The sequence below is a fragment of the Caballeronia eucalypticola genome (genome assembly GCF_047608185.1).
Taxonomy (GTDB): Bacteria; Pseudomonadota; Gammaproteobacteria; order Burkholderiales; family Burkholderiaceae; genus Caballeronia.
This window is the reverse complement of sequence record NZ_JBLKRU010000006.1, coordinates 155,455-177,343: the sequence shown is the minus strand read 5'-3', so window position 1 is coordinate 177,343 and position 21,889 is coordinate 155,455. Positions and strand designations below refer to the sequence as shown.

Below are 21,889 nucleotides of genomic sequence, written 5' to 3'. Positions count from 1 at the left end.
TGAGCGTTTCCTTTTATGTTGGCTTGGCTTCGTACGGGACGCAAACCCGGCTGAACGCCAAGCCGACCAACAGTCTTTCGAGAGTATTGAGTGAACGTTTTTTTTGAGGAATCAGGTAGTTTCAAGGCCGGCGCCGTTCTGTCCAAGCAGAACGATGCGTTTCAGGTCGAGTTGCCGGGCGGGCGGCGCGCGAAAGTGCGCGCCAAAGACGTATTGATCGAATTCGAGAAACCTAACGCCGCCGACCTGATGCAACAGGCCGATGCCATTGCACAGGACATCGATCTCGACTTCCTGTGGGAGTGCGCGCCGGACGAAGAATTTCCGTTCGCGGAACTGGGCGCGGATTATTTCGGCGATAAATTCGGCGCGACCGAACGCGCCGCGCTCGTGCTGCGCATGCATGGTTCACCGGTGTATTTCCGCCGCAAGGGCCGCGGGCAATATCAGCGCGCGCCGCAGGAACAATTGCAGATGGCGCTGGCCGGGCTGGAAAAGAAGCGGCAACTGGCGCTGGTGCAAGAGGGTTATGTCGAGGAGCTGGTCGCCGGCAAGTTACCCGAGGCGCTCGCCGGCAAGGCGATTGGTTTGCTGACGAAGCCGGACAAGAACTCCATCGAATATAAGGCGCTTGAAGCGGCGGCCGCCGCTCGCGGAATTTCGCAAGCGCGGCTGATGCTGGAAGTGGGCGGCATTCCGTCGGCGCGTGCGTTGCACGAAGCGCGGTTCTTGTCGGAATTTTTCCCGCACGGGACGGGCTTCGCGCCGGTCACCGTGCCGCCGCTTCCCGACGATTTGCCGGAAGCGGAGGTGCAGGCGTTTTCTATCGATGACGTCACCACCACTGAAATTGATGATGCGTTTTCGGTCGAGCATCTCGCCGACGGCCGCGTGCGCGTGGGTATTCACATCGCGGCACCGGCGCTGGGGATCTCGCGCGGCGACATGATCGACGCAATCGCGCGCACGCGCTTGTCCACCGTGTACATGCCCGGCGACAAGATCACCATGCTGCCGGATAGCGTCGTGGAAGCGTTCACGCTGGCCGAAGGCGGAATGCGGCCGGCGTTGTCGCTTTACATCATCGTAAATCGGGAAACGCAGGAGATTGTCGCAACCGAAACGCGCGCCGAGCGGGTGTTCGTGAAGAGCAATCTTCGACACAACCATCTGGACGAGCACGTCACCGAGGAATCGCTCGCGGCGGGGAGCGGCGAATATCCGCACAAGGATGACATCGCGGTGCTGTGGCCGCTCGCGCAGGCGCTGTTCGAAAAACGCCAGGAAGCGCGCGCCGGGTACGGTCTGCGGCGCGAAGTGCAGCGCAACAACGACTTCAATTTCTACGTGGAAGGCGAGCACATCACGATCACGCCGCGTCGGCGCGGATCGCCGCTCGATCTGATCGTCGCTGAGCTGGCGATTCTCGCGAATTCATCGTGGGGCGCGTTTCTCAACGATCACAGCGTGCCGGGGATTTATCGGTCACAACGCGGATTTGGCGCACCGGGACCGAAGCGCACGCGCATGCAGACCACGCCCGCGCCGCACGAAGGGCTGGGCGTTGCGCAATATGCGTGGAGCACGTCGCCGTTGCGTCGATACGTCGATTTGGTCAATCAGTGGCAGTTGCTCGCGTGTGTTCGGCACGGCGTGACCGCTGCGCTGGTCGCGCCGTTCAAGCCGAAAGACGCCGATCTGTTCGCCGTTGTTCAGGGCTTCGACGACCAGTATTCCGCCTACGCCGATTATCAGCGGCGCATGGAGTATTTCTGGTGCCTGCGCTGGTTGAAGCAGGAGAACAAGAAGCACGTGGCGGCGTCGGTGGTAAAGGACGATCTCGTGCGCCTCGATGAAATCCCGTTGATGCTGCACGTGCCCGGGCTTGGCGTGCACGCACGTGGGACGAAGGTGATGCTCGACGTCATGAGTCTCGATGAACTCACGGTCGAAGCGTCGTGCCGTTTGCTGCATGTGATCGACGCGCCTGCTCAGACCTCAGCGCAAGACGCCGAAGCGCAGCAGGACGAGGCGGAAGAAGAGTTGATCGAAGCGGAAGATTTGAGCGCCGAGAGCGAAGCTGAGGCGCAGGCGGAAGCTTCTGAGACTGCAGATGCTGAGGCCGCGGCTGCCCCTACGGAAGAGCCCGCTGGAGAAAGCACGCCCGACACGACGGAGCCTACGCGATGACATCGGGCTGGGCGTCTCGGGACCAGTATGCCGTGATCGGCAATCCGGTTGCTCACAGCAAATCGCCGTGGATCCATGCGCGTTTCGCTGAGCAGACTGGCGAGGCGATCGAATACGGGCGCGTGTTGGGAACCATCGGCGCGTTCACCGACGATGTCCGCGCGTTCATCGAATCCGGCGGTCGCGGCATGAACGTGACGGTGCCGTTCAAGCTCGACGCGCACGCTTTCGCCAACACGCTCACGCCGCGCGCCGCTGCCGCGGGCGCGGTGAATACGCTGGCGTTCAATGCTGATGGCGTGCTCGGTGACAACACCGACGGCGTGGGCCTTGTGCGTGATATCGAAGGGAACCTGGGCGTGGGATTGAAGGGCGCGCGCGTGTTGCTGCTGGGCGCGGGCGGTGCGGCGCGCGGCGTCGTGCTGCCCATGCTGGATGGCGGCGTCGCGGCACTCACTATTGTGAACAGGACGGCATCGAAGGCGCTGCAACTCGTCGATCATTTCTCCGATGCCGCCCGCGCCGCGCATGTGCGTTTCTCCGGCGGCGCGGCGGATAGCGTGGAAGCGGGTCCCTACGATGTCATCGTGAACGCGACGGCCGGCAGTCTCGACGACTCGCTGCCCGATTGCGATGACGGTTCGTTCGGCCCGGGCACGCTCGCCTACGACATGATGTACAGCGCTGAGCCGACCGTGTTCATGCGCCATGCAGAAAGCCTCGGCGCGCGTTCGGCGGACGGCCTTGGGATGCTGGTCGAACAGGCGGCCGAATCGTTTTTCTTGTGGCGCGGGGTGCGCCCGGACAGCGGCGCGGTGCTGCGTGCGTTGAGGCTGGAGTTATCGACGAAGGTTTAGTTGAGTGCGTGAATCAGCACGCCGTTCCGTCACAACCAAAAGAAGCACGATGACAAGAACAAAATCGCCCGTTCGTCTCGGGCCGGCTCGGTGGATTGTCTACGGCATTTCGGTCATGGCGATTGCCGCCATTGCCACGCAGCTCTACTTCTTCGCGATGGTCGGGATTTATACGTTCGTCAATCCTTCATCGACGGCGTTCATGCGTTCGGACGCATGGCGGCTTGCGCAGGATCGTCCGGATCTTTCCATTCAGCGCACGTGGATTCCGTACGACCAGATTTCGCGAAACCTGAAGCGCGCGATCATTGCGTCCGAGGACGCGAACTTCGTCACCAACAATGGTTACGAAACCGACGCCATCCTGAAGGCCTGGGAGAAGAACAAGGCGCGCGGCAAGATTGTCGCGGGCGGGTCGACGATCTCGCAGCAACTGGCGCGCAACCTGTTTTTATCGCGGGAAAAGAGTTACGTGAGGAAGGCGCAGGAACTTGTCATTACATCGATGCTCGAGCTCTGGATGGACAAGGAACGCATCTTCGAGATCTACCTGAATTCGGTGGAGTGGGGCAATGGCGTTTATGGCGCTGAAGCCGCGGCGCATTACTACTACAAGACGTCGGCGTCGAAGCTGACCGCGTGGCAATCGGCGCGGCTCGCGGTGATGTTGCCGCGGCCGAAATACTTCGATGAACACAGAGGGTCCGCGTATTTGTCGCAGCGCGCGGGGGTGATTGCGCGGCGGATGGGGGCGGCGGAGTTGCCGCAGTGAGGGGCATGCGTGCTCGACGTACCGGAAGGGTCTGCTGGATCATTTCCGGTTTCCACTCAATTTGGCGTTAAACAAGTATCGTACGGATCGTGTGTATAAATACACACGATCCCCGAAACGCCTACGAATTCGAAAAGACGTGATCCCGAAGCTGGAAGCGGACGGATGGAGTTTGATTAGAACAAAAGGCAGCCATCATCATTTCAAACACCCGGGCAAGCCAGGGTTGGTGACCGTCCCGCATCCTAAACCCGGACCTGCCACTAGGAACGTTGAGAAGCATTTTGAAATCGGCCGGCTTGTGACGTCGTCGGTTTGCTTCAGCATCGCAGCACCCTATCGAGGTGAAATGTATGAGATTTCCAGTGGCGATCCACAAGGACGAGGGCAGCGTGTACGGCGTGATTGTGCCGGACATTGCCGGCTGTCACCCGTGGGGAGACACGATCGAGCAGGCGATCCACAACACGCGTGGGGCAATCGAAAGCCATATCTCCACGTTGATCGAATGCGGTGAGGAGGTTGACCTATCTGTTACGCCGGTCGAAGTACTTGTGCATCAACCGGAATATGCGGGCGCGGTCTGGGCGCTCGTCGACGTCGATCCGGCCAAGTTCGATACCCAGCCCGAACGAGTAAATATCAGCTTGCCGCGCTTTATCCTTAGAAAGATTGGCGCATATGCTGGCAAGCATCACGAAACACGCAGCGGATTTTTCGCGCGTGTCGCGCTTGATGCCATTCGGGAAGAAGAAAAAACACCCGCATAAGTCGATGCAGCGCACGTTCGCAAACTCTTACCCCAAAACCCCGCCCAGACGGTCCGCCCAGACAGTCCGCCCAGACGGGGTTTTTCGTTTTCGATGCCCTCACGAAAACTCCATTCCGTTCTCCCAATATGTGAACAGATCAATCACATATTGAATAATCCGGACGCCCCGCTCTAAAATCCGATCACAGCCAAAACGGCAGTTTCACCGCCCCGGGGTTTTCCCGTAGGCCGTGTGGAACGACAAAAGCACTCGGAGACAACTCATGCCAACGTCAGCGACATCAGCGCAACCAGCGCGCTCGCATCCGCATTCGCGTGTCTCGCACTCCTTATCGATGATTCCCCGCGCCGTTTCCTGCGCGACGCTTCGCCGCGCGCTATCGGCCCGGTAAGCGCGCGTCGTGAACGAACGCCCAATCATCCTCAAGCCGCGAACATCGAGTGCCATGACCAAGACCCTGAACCCCGCCATCGAGCATGAATTGTCGATGGACCGCGCAGCCGGCAAGCTGGCGTCGCCCGAGACAAAACCAGCCGACGCCGCTAACGAAGCGAACGAGCCGAACGACGCGCAGGCTTCGGCCGCCGCATTGCTCGACCTCACGCCCCAGCAAGCCGGCACGCAAACGCTGCTGCGCGGCCTCGCGATCCTGGAAGCCGCGGCCGGCGGCGCGCGCGATCTGCGCAGCATCGGCGCGGCGCTTGGCACCACCCGCAGCACGACGCATCGGCTGGTGAGCTCGCTGGTGCAAGCGCGCTATCTGCGCCAGGTCGGCGGCGGTTATCTGCTCGGGCCGAAGCTGATCGAACTCGGCACCATCGCGCTCGAACAAATGCCGCTTACCGCAGTGGCGCGTCCGCATCTGCAAGTGCTCGCCGAACACACGCACGACACCATTCACCTCGGCGTGCGCGACGGCGACGACGTGCTCTACATCGACAAGATTCCCGGCACGCGCGGCCTTGAAATGCGCTCGCGCGTGGGGCACCGGATGCCGCTGGCATCGACGGGAATCGGTAAAGCGATGATGCTCGACCTGCCGCCCGAGACCTGGAAGAAGCTGGTGGAGGCGTCGCATCGCGTGCTCGCGAAGGTGAGTTTCAAGCCCGATCACCAGCCTGACATCGATACCTTCATCCAGCGCATGACCCGTTATTCGCAAGGCGGTTTCACCTTCGATCTCGAGGAAAACGAAGCATCGATCCGCTGCGTCGCGGCGCCGGTGCGTGATGCATCGGGTGCGATCGTGGCGGCGCTGTCAGTGGCCAGCACGATTCCCTACATGCCGTCCGAGCGCATGGAAGAACTGATTCCGGTCGTGCAGCGCGAAGCGCGCGCGATCTCGCAAGAACTCGGCTGGCGTGTTCCGCAGCCCGCAACACGCAGGATCAAACGATGACGCGGATCGACACATCGGCCGAGACGCAATCAGCCCGCGCTGACGAAGCACCGGCGCTCATCGCGCTCGACTGGGGCACCACGTCGCTCAGGACCTATCTGCTCGACGCAAGCGGCGCGGTGTTGGATACGCGGGCATCGTCGGCGGGCATCATGAATCTGCCGAAGCCCGCAGCAGAAGGCGGCTTCGACGCGGTCTTCGAAGAAACCTGCGGCGCATGGCTCGCCGGCAGTGCAGCGCTTCCGGTGATCGCGGCGGGCATGGTCGGCAGCGCGCAAGGCTGGATGGAAGCGCCGTACGTGTCCACGCCCGCCGATCCCGCCGCGCTGGTCGCGGGCATCGTGCGCGTGACAACGCGCAAGGGTGTCACGGTTCACATCGTGCCGGGCGTGCTGGAAGACGGCACGTTGCCCAACGTGATGCGCGGCGAAGAAACGCAGATTTTCGGTGCGCTCGCAAGCGACGCCACGCTGGACCAGGAACCGCACGGCGGTCTCATCGGCTTGCCGGGAACGCATGCGAAGTGGGCGGTGGTATCGAAGGGACGCATTGAGCGGTTCTACACGTTCATGACCGGCGAGACGTTCGGCGCGCTGCGCGATCACACCATCCTCGGCCGCACGATGCGCGCGACCGAGCAGCCAGATCTGGACGCGTTCATTCGCGGTGTCGATACCGCCAAGGACTCAGGCCACGCAGGAATGCTCGCGACGATTTTCAGCACTCGCACGTTGGGACTGACCGGGCAATTGCAGCCGGAGCAACAAGCGGATTACCTCTCGGGCCTGTTGATCGGCCACGAATTACGCGGCCTCAACGAAGTGCTGGCGCGCGAGCGAACGGATCTCGCTGGCAAGGCGTTAAGGCTGATTGGTAACGACGCGCTGTGCGAACGTTATCGCCACGCGCTCGCGCGCTTCGGTTGCCACGATGCGCGGACCGTCGCGCACGCAACCGAGCGCGGGTTGCATCGGATCGCGTTGCAAGCCGGGCTGATCCAGTCGACGGCGAGCGCATCTAATTAGGAGCAGGACCATGCAAATCGATATCAACCTCCCCGCGCCTTACACGCCGCACGCCGGCCTCGCTGCCGCGTTCGGCCTGTGTCCGCTGATCGCGATCTTGCGTGGCGTGACGCCGGCGGACGCGGCGGATCACGGCCTCGCATTGTACGAAGCGGGCTTCCGGATCATGGAAGTGCCGTTGAATTCGCCGCAGCCGTTCGACAGCATCACGGCGATCCGCAAGGCACTTCCCGCCGATGCGATCGTCGGTGCGGGTACGGTCCTGCATCCGGATTACGTCGCGCAAGTGAAGAATGCCGGCGGCGAGTTGATCGTGATGCCGCATAGCGACGGCGATGTCGTGCGCGCCGCGAAGGCGCAAGGTCTTGCGTGTTCGCCGGGTGTCGCAACGCCGAACGAAGCATTCCTCGCGCTGAAAAACGGTGCCGACGTATTGAAAATGTTCCCCGCCGAGCAGCTTGGCGCACATGTGGTGAAGGCATGGCGCGCGGTGATCGCGGCGCAAGTACCGCTCGTGCCGGTCGGTGGAATTTCGCCGGACAACATGGGGCCGTTCCTGACGGCGGGCGCGAATGGTTTCGGTCTGGGCTCAGCGCTGTACAAACCCGGTCAGAGCGCAGCAACCACGGCCTCGCACGCGAAGGCGTTCATCAATGGGTTGGCGGTTGCGCGAGGCCAGAAGAAATGAACCGGCTCGCAGGCAAGGTCGCGGTCATTACTGGCGCCGGGCGCGGCATCGGCGCGGCGATTGCCGGCGCGTTCATTCGCGAAGGCGCGTCGGTGGTACTGGCGGAACTCGATATTGCGTTAGCGCGGGAAACGGCGGCGCGGATCGGAACAGCGGCCAACGTGCTCGCGGTGCAAACGGATGTGACGCAGAGCGCTTCGGTGCGGAACGCGGTCGGTGAAGCCGAAGCGAAGTTCGGTCCGGTCGACGTGCTGGTGAACAACGCGGGCATCAACGTGTTCTGCGATCCGCTGACCATGACCGACGATGACTGGCGCCGTTGCTTTGCCGTCGATCTCGACGGCGTCTGGAACGGCTGCCGCGCGGTGTTGCCGGGCATGGTCGAACGCGGGCGCGGCAGCATCGTGAATATTGCTTCTACGCACGCGTTCAAGATCATCCCGGGATGTTTTCCGTACCCGGTGGCTAAGCATGGCGTGATTGGATTGACGCGGGCGTTGGGTATCGAATACGCGGGGCGGCAGGTTCGCGTGAATGCGATCGCGCCGGGTTACATCGAGACGCAGCTCACGCACGACTGGTGGAACGAACAGGCTGATCCGGCGAAGGCAAAACAGGCGACGCTCGATCTTCAACCGATGAAGCGCATCGGCCAGCCGGAGGAAGTGGCGATGACCGCCGTGTTCCTCGCGTCCGACGAAGCGCCGTTTATCAACGCAAGTTGCATCACGGTGGATGGCGGGCGCTCGGCGCTGTATCACGATTAGACCGATTCAGCAGTAAAGGATGACGCACTGGCCGCGGTGCGACGTCACTACAACAAGACGCGGCCAATACCTTCGTACCAACTAGACAGTCAAGTCAGGAGACAGACCATGAAACGCAGAATGTTCCTCACGCTCGTTGCCACGGCCACCGCAGCAAGCGCGACCTTGTTCACGGCGCCGGTGGCGCAAGCCGCCGATGACGTCAAGATCGGCTTCCTCGTGAAGCAGCCGGAAGAACCTTGGTTCCAGGACGAATGGAAATTCGCCGAAATGGCGGCCAAGGCGAAGGGCTTCACCCTGGTGAAGATCGGCGCGCCGTCGGGCGAAAAGGTGATGAGCGCGATCGATAACCTCGCCGCGCAAAAGGCCCAGGGTTTCGTGATCTGCACGCCTGACGTCAAGCTCGGACCGGGCATTGTTGCCAAAGCGAAAGCTGCCGGGCTCAAGATGATGACGGTGGATGACCGCCTGGTCGATGGTTCGGGCAAGCCGATTGAATCGGTTCCGTACATGGGCATTTCGGCATTCAACATCGGCAAGCAGGTTGGCGATGGCATTGCTGCCGAGATCAAGAAGCGCGGCTGGAACATGGCCGAAGTTGGCGCTATCGACGTGACGTATGAACAGCTTCCGACGGCGCATGACCGCACCGCGGGTGCTGTGGAGGCGCTGGTTGCTGCAGGCTTTCCGAAGGCCAATATCGTGATGGCGCCGCAAGCCAAGACCGATACGGAAAACGCTTTCAACGCAGCCAACATCGCGTTGACGAAAAACACCCAGTTCAAGCATTGGGTGGCGTTCGGCCTGAACGACGAAGCCGTGCTCGGCGCCGTGCGTGCTGCAGAAGGCCGTGGTTTCAAGGCGGACAACATGATTGGCGTGGGTATCGGCGGCTCGGATTCGGCGTTGAACGAATTCAAGAAACCGAACCCGACCGGCTTCTACGGCACGGTGATCATCAGCCCGAAGCGTCATGGCGAGGAAACGTCGGAACTCATGTACACGTGGATCAAGGACGGCAAGGAACCGCCGCTCGTGACGCTGACGACCGGCATGCTGGCAACGCGTGACAACGTAGGCGAAGTGCGCGAGAAGATGGGCCTGGCATCGGCCAAGTAAGGTCTCTTCGTATCAGGTATGGGTAGAGCAACACGGATCGCAGCGTCTCTTGAGGCGTTGCGATCCGCACGAATTCCAAGGAGGCGATGTGTCAGCGACGCTGCGTTTTGACAATATCGGTAAGGTTTTTCCAGGCGTGCGCGCGCTCGACGGCGTGTCGTTTGACGTCAACGCCGGCGAAGTGCATGGCTTGATGGGCGAGAACGGCGCGGGCAAATCGACTTTGCTGAAAGTGCTGGGCGGTGAATATCAGCCGGATTCCGGGCGTGTCCTGATCGATGGCAACGAGGTGAAATTTGGGAGCGCGGCTGCATCGATTGCGGCGGGTATCGCGGTGATTCACCAGGAATTGCAGTACGTGCCCGATCTCACGGTCGCCGAGAACCTGCTGCTCGGTTCCTTGCCGAACACGTTCGGCTGGGTGCACAAGCGCGAAGGAAAAAAGCACGTTCGCGAGCGCTTGCTGCAAATGGGTGTCGATCTCGACCCGAACGCGAAGCTCAAGAAGCTTTCCATCGCGCAACGGCAGATGGTGGAAATCTGCAAGGCGTTGCTGCGCAATGCCCGCGTGATTGCGCTCGACGAACCCACGTCGTCGCTGTCGCATCGCGAGACGGAAGTGCTGTTCAAGCTCGTGCGTGATCTGAAAGCGGACAACCGCGCGCTGATCTACATCTCGCACCGCATGGACGAGATTTACGAGCTGTGCAATACATGCACGATTTTCCGCGATGGCCGCAAGATCGCGTCGCACCCGAATCTCGCCGAGGTTCCGCGCGATACGCTCGTGCAGGAAATGGTCGGGCGTGAAATTTCGGATATCTACGATTACAAGCCGCGTGCGCTCGGCGACGTGCGTTTCGCCGTGACGAATATCGAAGGTCACTCGCTGCGTGAACCGACAAGTTTTGAAGTGCGCCGCGGCGAGATTGTCGGCTTCTTCGGACTGGTGGGCGCGGGGCGCAGCGAGCTGATGCACCTGGTCTATGGCGCGGATCACAAGAAGGCCGGCACGATCACACTCGATGGCAAGCCGATCAAGGTTCGCAGCGCGGGCGAAGCGATCAGGCACGGCATCGTGTTGTGTCCTGAAGACCGGAAAGAAGAAGGCATCGTGGCCATGGCGTCGGTGTCCGAGAACATCAACATCTCGTGTCGCCGGCACTATTTGCGCGCCGGGCTCTTCCTGGATCGCAAGAAAGAAGCCGCAACGGCCGAGCGTTTCATCCAGTTGCTAAAGATCAAGACGCCGAGCCGCAAGCAGAAGATTCGTTTTCTCTCCGGCGGCAATCAGCAAAAAACCATTCTGTCGCGCTGGCTCGCCGAGCCGGAACTGAAAGTCGTGATCCTCGATGAACCCACGCGCGGCATTGACGTGGGCGCGAAGCACGAGATCTATAACGTGATCTATCAACTGGCAGAACGCGGCTGCGCGATCGTGATGATTTCGTCTGAGTTGCCGGAAGTGCTCGGCGTATCGGACAGGATCGTGGTGATGCGGCAAGGGCGGATCGCGGGCGAATTGCCGCGTGGCACCGCGAACGAACAATCAGTGCTAAATCTTGCGCTGCCTGTGCAATCGGAACCGACTGCGAAGGCAGCCTGAAGCAAAAAAGTGGAGATGGAGGACATCATGGAAGTCAGGGAAAACATTACCAACGCGCTGGTGCCAGCGAAAAACGACAAGCAGCGGTGGTGGCAGCAGATCACTGAATACAGTCTCGTCGTGATCTTCGTCTTGATGTTCATCACAATGTCGCTCACGGTCGATCACTTCTTCTCGATCGAGAACATGCTCGGCCTGGCCCTGTCAATTTCGCAGATCGGCATGGTCGCTTGCACGATGATGTTCTGCCTCGCCTCGCGCGATTTCGACTTGTCAGTCGGGTCCACGGTGGCGTTCGCCGGCGTGCTCTGCGCGATGGTGTTGAACGCAACAGGTAATACGTTCATCGCGATTATCGCCGCGGTGGCGGCGGGTTCGGCTATCGGTTTCGTGAACGGCGCGGTCATTGCGTACTTGCGGATCAACGCGCTGATTACTACGCTGGCTACGATGGAAGTCGTGCGCGGCCTTGGGTTTATCGTCTCGCACGGGCAAGCGGTGGGCGTGTCGTCGGACACGTTTATCGCGCTCGGCGGCTTGACCATGTTCGGCGTCTCGCTGCCGATCTGGGTGACGCTCGCGTGCTTTATCGTGTTCGGCGTGCTGCTGAATCAGACCGTGTACGGACGGAATACGCTCGCGATCGGCGGTAACGCGGAAGCGTCACGTTTGGCAGGTATTAATGTAGAACGCACGCGTGTCTGGATTTTCCTGATCCAGGGCGCGGTTGCAGCGCTCGCCGGGGTGATCCTGGCGTCGCGTATTACGTCGGGTCAACCGAACGCCGCCGACGGCTTCGAGCTCAACGTGATCTCGGCGTGCGTGCTCGGCGGCGTGTCGCTGCTGGGTGGCCGCGCGACCATCTCGGGCGTGGTGATCGGCGTGCTGATCATGGGTACGGTCGAGAACGTGATGAACCTGATGAACATCGACGCGTTCTACCAGTATCTCGTGCGCGGCGCGATCCTGCTTGCCGCAGTGCTGCTCGACCAGTTGAAGAACCGTGGCTCACGAGACTAATTGTGGGGTTGAAACAGATGGCCAGTTCAGTCGATAAAAACCTCGCGCGCTATCCGAGCCTTGCCGGAAAAGTCGTGCTGATCACCGGCGGCGCGACGGGCATTGGCGCGGCGTTCGTCGAGCATTTCTTCGATCAGGGCGCGAAAGTCGCGTTCTTCGATATCGATACGGACGCCGGCGAGGCGCTCGCCGATCAGCTCGGCGCGGATCTGGCCGATGGTCAGTTCCGGCCCATGTTCCTGCGCGTCGATCTTACGAATATCGATGCGTTGCGCAAGGGCATTGCCGATGTTCGCAGCACGCTGGGGCTTATCGGCGTGCTCGTGAACAACGCGGCGAACGACAAGCGCCACAAGATCGAGGATGTGACACCCGAGTCCTACGACGCGGGTATCGCGGTGAATCTGCGTCATCAGTTTTTCGCGGCGCAGGCGGTTATCGACGATATGAAGCAGCTTGGCGGCGGCTCGATCGTGAATCTCGGCTCAATTAGCTGGATGCTTAAACAAGGCAATTTCCCGGTCTACACCACGGCGAAGGCCGCCATTCAAGGTATGACGAATGGCCTCGCGCGCGATCTCGGACCGTTCAATATCCGGGTGAACACGCTCGTGCCGGGCTGGGTGATGACCGACAAGCAACGCCGTCTGTGGCTTGACGACGCCGGCCGCCGCGCGATCAAGGACGGTCAGTGCATTGATGCCGAATTGCTGCCCGTGGATCTCGCGCGCGCGGCGTTGTTCCTGGCATCGGAGGACAGCAGCATGATGACCGCGCAGGAAGTGGTCATCGACGGAGGCTGGGCATGAAAGCGGACCTGCTGGTCGACAGTCAGTGCGCGCTGGGTGAAGGCGCGACGTGGTGCGCTGAAACCGGGCGCTTCTACTGGACGGATATTGAAGGCGAGCGCCTGTGGCGCTACGATCCCCGCGATGCCAGCATCGTTTCGTTCGACATGCCGGAACGGCTTGCATGCTTCGCGTTATGCGCCGATGCTGACGTGCTATTGCTCGGCCTGGCTTCGCGTTTGGCGTTTTTTAACCTGAAGACTGGCGCGATCGAAACGATCATGCCGGTGGAAGCCGATCTGCCGACGCGCATCAACGACGGCAAATGCGATCGCCAGGGCCGCTTTGTGTTCGGGACGAAACACGACGTGGCGAAGGCGGAGAAGATTGGCGGGTTTTATCGATTTAACCTGGATTTGTCGCTCGAGCGCTTGCCGCTTGGCGAGTGCGCGATTTCGAACAGCATCGCGTTCAGCCCGGACGGATCGCGCATGTATTTCTGCGATTCGCCGGAGCGCGTGATTCGCGTATGTGACTACGATTCGTTTGGCGCCCAGCGCGTGTTTGTCGAGTTGACGGATGCGACCGGTGAGCCGGACGGGTCTGCCGTCGATAGCGATGGCGGCCTGTGGAACGCTCAGTGGGGCGGCAGGCGTGTAGTGCGTTATGACGCCGATGGCCGCGAGACAGCGCGTATCGACGTGCCGACGGCGCAGCCGAGCTGCGTCGCGTTCGGTGGCGCGCAACTCGACACCGCATACATCACGAGTGCGCGGGTCGGATTAGATTCGGACGCGTTACAGGTCGATCCGCACGCGGGTGGGATATTTGTTGCGACACCGTCGGCAACGGGTATCGCCGAGCCGGTGTTTCGCGGGCATAACCACACGCATTGAGCGGATGCGGCGTGCGCTATACGCGTTGCGCCGCAGAGCCGCAGCAGAAATATAAGGCGGCGCGCATGACGCGCTGCCCGCAGCATCCCGGGCACGCTGGCGCCTCAGACCAGGACCACGGGATTGATCGCCTCTCGTTCGGAGTCAGCCACCATGACCGTTGCCCGCCCAGCAGGAAGCTCCACGCCACCGCCAGCGTCGTCCCGGCCAGCCGTGCCCAGCCGCCGGTCGAAGCTCGCGGCCGCAACCGAGCCGCCTATTCGCCCGGGACCCGCCACGTCGGTCGTCGCGATGGGTGGCGCGGGCGTCAACGGTTGCATCACGCTCGCTAACGCACAACTACGTCTCGATGTCGCGCCGGCGCTCGGCGGCGGCATCACACGCTTCGACTGGCGCAGCGATGGCGCGCTTGTGCCCATCTTCCGGCCGTGCCTCGCACCGAGCGCGGCCACCGATCCGAATGAACTCGCGTGTTATCCGCTTTTGCCGTATTCGAATCGCATCGGTGGCGGGCGGTTCCAGTTTCTCGGCCGCGGTGTCGATGTGCCGTGCAATCGGCCCGGCGAGCCGCTGCCGCTTCATGGCGATGGCTGGCTGGGCGCGTGGGACGTGGCCTCCGAGAGCTCCACGCATGTGCGGCTGACGCTCGATCGTCGCAATGGCTCGCCCTATTCGTACACGGCGAGCCAGTCGTTCATGCTCGAAACGTCAACCTTGGTGGTGACGCTTTCTGTCGAGAATACGGGGCGCGATGCGTTGCCGTTCGGGCTTGGATTGCATCCGTTCATCACGCGCGAAGCCGATACCGAGTTGTCCGCCGCGGCCGATGGCTTGTGGCTTTGCGGCGACGATTTCCTGCCGATCCGTCACGTTCCGGCGCCGCCCGCGTGGCAATTCGGCGTGGCTTACCCCATGCCCGCCGCCATGGTGAACAACGCGTTCACCGGGTGGAGCGGGCGTACGAGCGTGATGTGGCCGAAGCGGCGCTTGTCGCTGACCATTTGCGCCGATACCGACTACTACGTGCTCTACGCGCCGGCTGGTCAGAATTTCTTCTGCTTTGAACCCGTCGATCACCCGATCAATGCGGTGAATCTTCCCGGTGGCGGTGCGGCTCACGGCATGACGGTGCTGGCGCCGGGCGAGCGCCTGACCCGCGAGTTCAGCTTTACGGTTGAACGGTCGGGGGAAGCGAAGCGGCGTGGACGGCCGAAGCAGCCTGCAGGGCAGAAGGCGCGCAAGACGGCGGTGGCGGCGCGGTAGCGATTAGCGGATCGCTGCGCGTGAAGGAACGAGGCCGCAGCGCGTTAAAATGCGGGATCGCTTGTTAGTCTTCTTTAGCTTTCTCGCCCCGGATGCCCATGTCTTTCATCGAATCGCTCAATGCCGCGTGGTCGCGGACCCAGTCCCTGCTTTGTGTCGGGCTCGACCCGGAGCCTTCAAAGTTTCCGGGTGCGTTGAAGGGGCGTGCTGATTCAATCTTCGAATTTTGCCGCGACATTGTCGACGCGACGGCGCCTTATGCCTGTTCGTTCAAACCGCAGATTGCGTATTTCTCCGCGCATCGGGCGGAAGATCAGCTTGAGCAGTTGATCGAGCATATCCATGCCAGGCATCCGGGATTGCCGGTGATCCTGGACGCCAAACGCGGCGATATCGGCAGCACCGGCGAGCAATACGCCATTGAAGCGTTTGGTCGATATAAAGCCGATGCCGTTACCGTCAATCCGTACATGGGGTTCGATTCGGTTCAGCCGTACTTGGAACATGATGGAAAGGGTGTGATCGTGTTGTGCCGCACGTCGAATGCCGGTGGCTCGGATCTGCAATTTCTTGAAGTCGATGGAACGCCGGTTTATCAGATCGTGGCGCGGCTTGCGGCTGAGAAGTGGAATGCGAACGGACAGTTGGGGCTTGTGGTTGGCGCGACGTTTCCTCGCGAAATTGAGGTCGTGCGTTCAATTGTTGGCAATATGCCGCTTTTGATTCCAGGCATTGGCGCTCAAGGCGGTGATGTTGAAGCGACGGTTCGTGCCGGACGCGATTCGTCGGGCAAAGGCGGGATGCTGATCAACTCGTCGCGCGCCATTATCTATGCCGGCAAGGGAGATGATTTTGCCGATGCCGCCAGAGAAGCCGCTAAGCGCACGCGGGATGCGATTAATGCGGTGGGTTGATCTTGCCGCACGCTGAACAGCGCCGGTTTCGAATCATCGCGACCGGCGGCTACCGACCCTCTCCGGCCGTTGGAGCCAGCGCGACGTGAACGGCGGCTTCCGAGGTCCAGCGGTCATTCGTGCACGCGTGCTTCCCGTCAAGTCATCGGCCGCTGCGGACGGTCGCGAATCGCGGGCGGTGGCCGACCAGCACCGTGACGGGAACGTCCGCGAAAGTGTTGAGCGGCAAGTGGCCTTCGCATCTTGGCCGCTATGCAACGATCGCGATCGCCCACCATTGAGCCTTTTCCTTCACGCCAAGCGCTACCGCCGGTCCCGGCCATTTACGACGCGCATCCTCCAGGACTTCATGCCGCCTCAACAAGAAGGACTCGCTGTCAGGTTTAAGCTTCGCTCTGGCGAGGATTTCTGGCACCAGCGGCGCACATTCCAGGCTACTGGAACCCCACCGGACCAAGCCTTCGATGGCCAGCGATAGACTACGACCCCTACCCCCACTAAACTGTTTCTGAGTTTCTGAGCATACAACCCATTGCTGCAAAAGGGATTTGAAAGCCCTGATCTCCTTTGACCGTCGATCTTACCGTCAACAATCGCCACTCGTGTTTCTGGGCATGCTCAGGTAGGTCATCAACCGTAAGAGGAAACCTTCCATCTGACGCCCTCAGCTGCTTCCCTCTTCGATACCCTTGCGAAGCAAAGCGTCCGAAATCGCCGCGAGTGCATCAGCAAGCCGTCTTACCGTGTCCGGTGGTGGTAGGGGCAACTTGAGGCTGCGTGCGCCTGTGGCTGGGTCGCGTTCGACCCACGGGTGGGTGGCGGTAGCCCCATCGTCCGACGCGCTCAGCGCTGATGCCAGTTCCACGCCGAACTGCAACAGCCCGGACCAGGGCTCGGCACTCCCGTCTTGTGGCGCTGTTTTGATGACGGAGGCTTTTGGTCGGGTCCCGGCATCGTCGATGTTCGTTTCCACAGTTGCCGCGTTTTCCTTCAATTCGTCGGATGCAGCAGCGACATTGACCGCCTCTTCCATAGGGGCCATTGCCTCGCCCTCTCCCATGCGGCCTGTGACGTTTTCCACGTCCTTCATGAAGCGGTTGAGACGTGAGCCCCCGAGCGAAATCTCGCCTGCGCCGCCGTCGAGGATGCCCGCCGACAGGGAGCGCTTAAAAGACAGCACCGACAGCATGCCCTCCTCGATCGTTCCCTTGGAAACGTAGTTGACGATTTGTACGGGCTTCCGCTGCCCCATGCGGTGGATACGCGCGATACGCTGTTCAAGCACCGCCGGATTCCACGGCAGATCCATGTTCACGAGCGTCGAGGCGTGTTGCAGGTTGAGCCCCGTGCTGCCCGCGTCCGTCGACAGGAAGACGCGGCAGTCCGGATCGTTGCGGAAACGCTCCACCAGCGCAGGCCTCCTTTCCGAAGGCACGCCGCCGTGGAAGCTAACATAACCGATGCCGAGTTTCTTGAGCCGGCGAATGACGATTTCATGAGTCCGCGTCCATTGGCTGAACACCACCGCTTTCGCTTCCGGCTGGACGAAGAGACCCTCAAACAACGCCGCCAACTCGTCAGCCTTGACGCCATGGTCGGTTTCCTGGTCCAGAAGATAGGTGCTGTTGCACGACATGCGCATGTTCTGCATGGCGCAGGTGAGTCGTCGCTGGTCCTGGTCCGACAGAAACTTCGTTTTGCGCCAGCGCTGGACAATTTTGGCCACGACGTCCGCGTTTTCCGTGTGATGGGCCATCTGCATCTCGGTCATCGGTACCAGCAGGTTCTGGTCGGTACGGTTCGGCAACTGAAGCAGCACCTCGGACTTGCGCCGGCGGATCATGATCGGCGCCAGGGTCTGGCCGATCTTCTCAAGTCTGGTGTAACCCGTCACACGTCCGGATTCATCCTTGACCTGATGCTCATGCAGCAGCTTCCAGGTGGGTCCGAGGCGATGCTGGTCGACGAACTGGACGATGGAAACGAGTTCTTCCAGCTTGTTTTCCAGTGGTGTGCCCGTCAGCACAACGGCATAAGGACTGTCGATGCGCTTGAGTGCTTTCGCCGCGATGGTGTTCCAGTTCTTGATGCGCTGCGCTTCGTCCACGATCACAAGTTCCGGTGCCCATGCGGAGATCAGGTCAAGGTCGGATTTCAGCTTCTCGTAGTTGGTGATCTTGCAGAAATCTTCCTCCGCGTATTCGTTCTGCCTCTGGACGAGGCTTCCAGCGACCACTCGCGACGCGCGACCGGAGAAGCGAAGAATTTCGCTCTGCCACTGATACTTGAGCGAAGTCGGGCAGACCACGAGTACCTTCGACACCCCGAAATGACGCGCTAGAATCTCCGCTGCCGCAATCGCCTGAATGGTCTTGCCCAAGCCCATTTCGTCGCCGATCAAAGCACGCCCAGCGCGCACTGCAAACAACGCGCCTTCGGCCTGATAGGGATAAAGCGGCACCTTGAGTAGCTTCTTCAGCAGCGGATCGGCAGCGCCACGCGGGAACATGTCGTCCAGCGCCGTGGCGCGACGCGACGCATCGCTCCGGCCGGCGACGAAATTGAGCGCGTCGTCGTAAGCGCGCAATTCGTGACCTGTCTTCGCCGCGTCGGCGAGAAAACGTCCCAGTTCGTCGAAACGAACCTCCGGTATCCGCCAATCATGAGATACGTCGAACAACACCGCGGCGGCCTTCGCCACCTTCGCCGGACAATCTGTACCGGCGCGGAAATGGATCGTTCGCTCACCGTCGTTTCGCAGATACAGTTCCGAAAACGCAGGCTGGTAGCCGCGGGCAAAAGCCGCCTTCGCACCGCGTTTTTTTGCCAGTCTGGCCAGCGTGAATTCGATATGCTTGCAGGTACCCAATTCGTTGGTCGCATAGTCGGGACAGGCGCAGAAGTTCTCGCCCGGCTGTGTCCCGCGGATCGCTACACGATAATTGGATTTCGACTCCGGATTGCCGACGCGAAACTCGGAGAAAAACGGCTCCGTCCCGAGATTCTCCAGCCCGAACACCTGCTCGCGCCCAAATTGCCGCCGCAAGGCGCGCTGCCAATCGGCGGGAGTCATGTGATCCGGGGCTTGGGTACGAGAAAGCTTCGGGGCTTTAGCCGTCTTTGCAACATTGCGCTTGCGTTTCATTACTTCCGCGTAATCATGGTTGATAGATACCAGCCTCGTCGACTCCGCAGCCCGGCATATTTCTTGGTGCGCAACTCTTCGAGCACCTTGTCCTTCTGCTTCCACGCATCACCTTTGACCCGGACTATCCGTTCCGTCCACCGCGCTAGGCCGCAAGTTCCCGCCACTGTCACCACACTGCATGAGTGCAAATACGCAAGCTTGGCCGATGTCGCTCAGCGGTGTCGGTCCTGGACTTGCCATGCGCTAACGCCACACCGCCAAAGCATCCTGTCCATAGAGGATCTAACGAGGCTCCGCCTCAGAGCCACGAGTGGTATTGATGACTGCGTGACGCTCGGGGTGCAGGGCAGCTCCGATCGAGCCAGCTGGGACAAGCCCAGGAATGTACGAGCTCGAAGCTCAATGGGGTCTGAACACCCCGTGGACTACCGGAGCCAGACATGACGCTATCACAGAGTGTGTGCGATGTTCTAGGGGACCACGTCGTGCTCTAGAGCGGCGCAGCGACCGGATGTACCTGGGCGTGTGCGTGCAGCAGTTGCAGCGTGTAGGTGGCGTGGTGTGATACCTGCGCGGCCATCTCGGTCAGCGCTTTGCCTCGGCGGCGACAGTGGCGCCCAGGACCGTGACTTTCGTGGCAAGCATCGGGAAGTCAGTACCACGAGGAGGGCCGGGCGCTCCGTATCGAGACCACCATCAACGACACCCGCGACTTCATCGTGGGACGACTGCTGCGCAACTTGCCCGAGTTGCGCAGCATCGGCTTTGCCGCCAATCGGCGCATGCTCGAGATCGAGCAGATCAGCCACGACTGCGCATTGGGCGAAGCCGCGTTCCAGGACCTGCAGCGTCCGCGCAATGTTGACGGGCAGCGTGCTGCGGCACCGCGCTTTGCCGACCCGAAGGTCCAGGCCCTTCTGCATGGGTTGGTGATGTTCGTCTTCGTCGCACGTGGCTTTAGCAATCAGGACCTCGGGCAAGCCTACGCCGTGCTGCTGGGGCTCGCTGTTGGGCGCGCTGCGCCGAAGCAGACGTTCGCATCACCTGATGAGTTCACCGCGCGACCGTACGCTCCTCGGCCGACAACGCGACTGACATGATCCGCGCACGAAGGTCCGTTGTCCGGGCGGAGCCGACGTTCGAACGTCCGAGTGAAAGCGCGGGCCAACGTCCGCAACTGGCCATGGAGTGCACTCCATTACATGTCGCAATAGACATTGTCCAAGGTGCCAGGCTACCGCTGCGCGCCGATGGCTTGAAGCGCGTGAGGCAGATCTCCTGCTCATCGAGTACTACCACGTCGTCTTCACGCTGCCGGCTGCGATCAGCGCAATTGCGTATTACAACAAGGCCGTCATCTACGGGCTGCTGTTCGATATCGCGGCTGAGACGTTGCGCACCATCGCCGCCGATCCGAAGCATCTCGGGGCACAGATCGGTGCCACTCTCATCCTGCATACCTGGGGCTCGGCGCTCACACATCACCCCCATGTGCATGGCATCGTTCCTGGCGGCGGGTTGTCGCCGGACCGAAGCCGGTGGGTAGCGTGCAAGCCAGGCTTCTTCCTTCCAGTGCGCGTACTCTCGCGGCTGTTTCGCCGACGCTTCCACGAAGAACTGGAGACCACCTATCGCCGGGGCCAGTTGCGCTTCTTCGGCGAATACGCCGAGCTCAACGAGCTCACAGCCTTCACACAATGGCTTGCGCCGATGAGAGCATGTGAATGGGTGGTGTACGCCAAACGCCCATTTGCGGGACCCAAAGCGGTGCTCGCCTATCTGTCACGTTACACGCACCGGGTCGCGATCTCCAACCAACGCCTGGTCGCGCTCGACGAACGCGGCGTCACCTTCCGTTGGAAGGACTACCGTGTGAATGGACGCACACGCAACAAGACCATGACACTCGAAGCCGATGAGTTCGTGCGACGGTTCCTGCTGCACGTGCTGCCGGGCGGCTTCCACCGCATCCGTCATTACGGTCTGCTCGCGAACCCTTCGCGGCGCGAGAATCTCGCGAAGATACGCGAGTTGCTTGGCGTAGTGCCTGCCCTTATCGAAACCAATGCTGACGTCGTAGCCACAGCCGCAGTACCGTCAACCTTTGTTTGCCGGCACTGCGGTTCGCCGATGATCATCATCATCGACATACTGCAACGTAGCAGACCTATCCGGGCGCCACCGGTTGAGCGAGCCTACGCATGAGCGCCATCATGTCAGCGCGCACCGATCGACTGTCGGCTCTTCAGCAACGAGAGCTTAAAGGAGACGCTTGCGCGCATCGCACCAAACCAGCGGTTTGGCGCTCGTCAAACCCTCTACATAGCGATACGCTGCACTGTCGCTGCCACGATCTTGCCGATTTCAATTCACCGTCATCCGCGTTTCAATCTATCCCACGCACGATCCGCCCTGATAAATCGCCATAGCAGTGAACGTTTCGATCACATCGGAGCACTCCGCGGTTTCCTCCGTTGGGGCTTGTAAGACGCCTGCCCGCCGGCTTCTGCGCGAGTTCGCTTGCACGCGGATCAGGGCAGGCATCCTTCAACCCTAAACACACAGAGACGAATAACCAACGCCGCTCGACGCCGGCTGTCGACCAGCACGGAACTTCCGTAGACGAAGATGCAAGCGACGTTCGAATCTCCGCGCAGCGACGTG

General features: G+C 61.1%; 17 protein-coding genes and 2 pseudogenes. 18 read left to right on the top strand and 1 reads right to left on the bottom strand.

Annotation, left to right across the window (positions count from 1 at the left end; translation table 11 throughout):
• Positions 1-90 precede the first annotated feature (90 nt).
• The 16 genes and pseudogenes from ACMX25_RS10005 to pyrF all read left to right on the top strand — a co-directional run bounded on the left by ACMX25_RS10005 (position 91) and on the right by pyrF (position 16,077).
• On the top strand, positions 91-2,190 hold the full coding sequence (locus ACMX25_RS10005; RefSeq protein ID WP_414949576.1) for a ribonuclease catalytic domain-containing protein: 2,100 nt from the start codon (positions 91-93) through the stop codon (positions 2,188-2,190).
• On the top strand, positions 2,187-3,047 hold the full coding sequence (gene aroE, locus ACMX25_RS10000; RefSeq protein ID WP_414949575.1) for a shikimate dehydrogenase: 861 nt from the start codon (positions 2,187-2,189) through the stop codon (positions 3,045-3,047). Before ACMX25_RS10005 ends, aroE begins: the two co-directional genes overlap by 4 nt.
• A 49-nt stretch (positions 3,048-3,096) precedes the next feature.
• Positions 3,097-3,819, top strand: coding sequence for a monofunctional biosynthetic peptidoglycan transglycosylase (gene mtgA, locus ACMX25_RS09995; RefSeq protein WP_414949574.1), 723 nt, complete (start codon positions 3,097-3,099; stop codon positions 3,817-3,819).
• Positions 3,820-3,946: 127 nt separating this feature from the next.
• A pseudogene (locus ACMX25_RS09990) lies at positions 3,947-4,124 on the top strand (type II toxin-antitoxin system HicA family toxin).
• 48 nt (positions 4,125-4,172) lie between these two features.
• On the top strand, positions 4,173-4,589 hold the full coding sequence (locus ACMX25_RS09985; RefSeq protein ID WP_414949573.1) for a type II toxin-antitoxin system HicB family antitoxin: 417 nt from the start codon (positions 4,173-4,175) through the stop codon (positions 4,587-4,589).
• A 448-nt stretch (positions 4,590-5,037) separates the two neighbouring features.
• Positions 5,038-5,991, top strand: coding sequence for an IclR family transcriptional regulator (locus ACMX25_RS09980; protein WP_414949572.1), 954 nt, complete (start codon positions 5,038-5,040; stop codon positions 5,989-5,991).
• Entirely contained in the window at positions 5,988-7,016 is a 1,029-nt protein-coding gene (locus ACMX25_RS09975) for a 2-dehydro-3-deoxygalactonokinase (protein WP_414949570.1), read from the top strand. The genes ACMX25_RS09980 and ACMX25_RS09975 overlap by 4 nt, the downstream gene beginning before the upstream one ends.
• Before the next feature lie 10 nt (positions 7,017-7,026).
• The gene (locus ACMX25_RS09970; protein ID WP_414949569.1) at positions 7,027-7,704 is read left to right on the top strand and encodes a 2-dehydro-3-deoxy-6-phosphogalactonate aldolase; all 678 of its coding nucleotides are present in this window, start codon (positions 7,027-7,029) and stop codon (positions 7,702-7,704) included.
• Complete coding sequence (locus tag ACMX25_RS09965; RefSeq protein WP_414949568.1) at positions 7,701-8,471, top strand: SDR family oxidoreductase; 771 nt, start codon at positions 7,701-7,703, stop codon at positions 8,469-8,471. The genes ACMX25_RS09970 and ACMX25_RS09965 overlap by 4 nt, the downstream gene beginning before the upstream one ends.
• A 108-nt stretch (positions 8,472-8,579) precedes the next feature.
• Positions 8,580-9,590, top strand: a complete 1,011-nt coding sequence (locus tag ACMX25_RS09960; protein ID WP_299709134.1) for an arabinose ABC transporter substrate-binding protein — start codon at positions 8,580-8,582, stop codon at positions 9,588-9,590.
• An 88-nt stretch (positions 9,591-9,678) separates the two neighbouring features.
• Positions 9,679-11,196, top strand: a complete 1,518-nt coding sequence (araG, locus tag ACMX25_RS09955) for an L-arabinose ABC transporter ATP-binding protein AraG (protein WP_414949567.1) — start codon at positions 9,679-9,681, stop codon at positions 11,194-11,196.
• Positions 11,197-11,223: 27 nt separating this feature from the next.
• Positions 11,224-12,216 carry an L-arabinose ABC transporter permease AraH gene (gene araH, locus ACMX25_RS09950; protein WP_414949566.1) on the top strand — a complete coding sequence of 331 codons (993 nt, stop codon included), beginning with the start codon at positions 11,224-11,226 and terminating at the stop codon, positions 12,214-12,216.
• A gap of 17 nt (positions 12,217-12,233) precedes the next feature.
• Positions 12,234-13,025, top strand: a complete 792-nt coding sequence (locus ACMX25_RS09945) for an SDR family NAD(P)-dependent oxidoreductase (RefSeq protein ID WP_414949565.1) — start codon at positions 12,234-12,236, stop codon at positions 13,023-13,025.
• Entirely contained in the window at positions 13,022-13,900 is an 879-nt protein-coding gene (locus tag ACMX25_RS09940; protein WP_414949564.1) for an SMP-30/gluconolactonase/LRE family protein, read from the top strand. Before ACMX25_RS09945 ends, ACMX25_RS09940 begins: the two co-directional genes overlap by 4 nt.
• Before the next feature lie 153 nt (positions 13,901-14,053).
• Complete coding sequence (locus ACMX25_RS09935; RefSeq protein WP_414949563.1) at positions 14,054-15,163, top strand: aldose 1-epimerase; 1,110 nt, start codon at positions 14,054-14,056, stop codon at positions 15,161-15,163.
• 98 nt (positions 15,164-15,261) lie between these two features.
• Positions 15,262-16,077, top strand: coding sequence for an orotidine-5'-phosphate decarboxylase (gene pyrF / locus ACMX25_RS09930; RefSeq protein ID WP_414949562.1), 816 nt, complete (start codon positions 15,262-15,264; stop codon positions 16,075-16,077).
• A 664-nt stretch (positions 16,078-16,741) separates the two neighbouring features.
• Here pyrF and ACMX25_RS09925 read toward each other — a convergent pair.
• Positions 16,742-19,222, bottom strand: coding sequence for a DEAD/DEAH box helicase (locus ACMX25_RS09925; protein ID WP_414949561.1), 2,481 nt, complete (start codon positions 19,220-19,222; stop codon positions 16,742-16,744).
• 722 nt (positions 19,223-19,944) lie between these two features.
• Here ACMX25_RS09925 and ACMX25_RS09920 point away from each other — a divergent pair.
• Both ACMX25_RS09920 and ACMX25_RS09915 read left to right on the top strand, forming a co-directional pair.
• The gene (locus tag ACMX25_RS09920) at positions 19,945-20,325 is read left to right on the top strand and encodes a hypothetical protein (protein ID WP_414949560.1); all 381 of its coding nucleotides are present in this window, start codon (positions 19,945-19,947) and stop codon (positions 20,323-20,325) included.
• Positions 20,326-20,413: 88 nt separating this feature from the next.
• Positions 20,414-21,430: pseudogene (locus ACMX25_RS09915) on the top strand (IS91 family transposase); the annotation flags it as partial.
• Positions 21,431-21,889 lie beyond the last annotated feature (459 nt).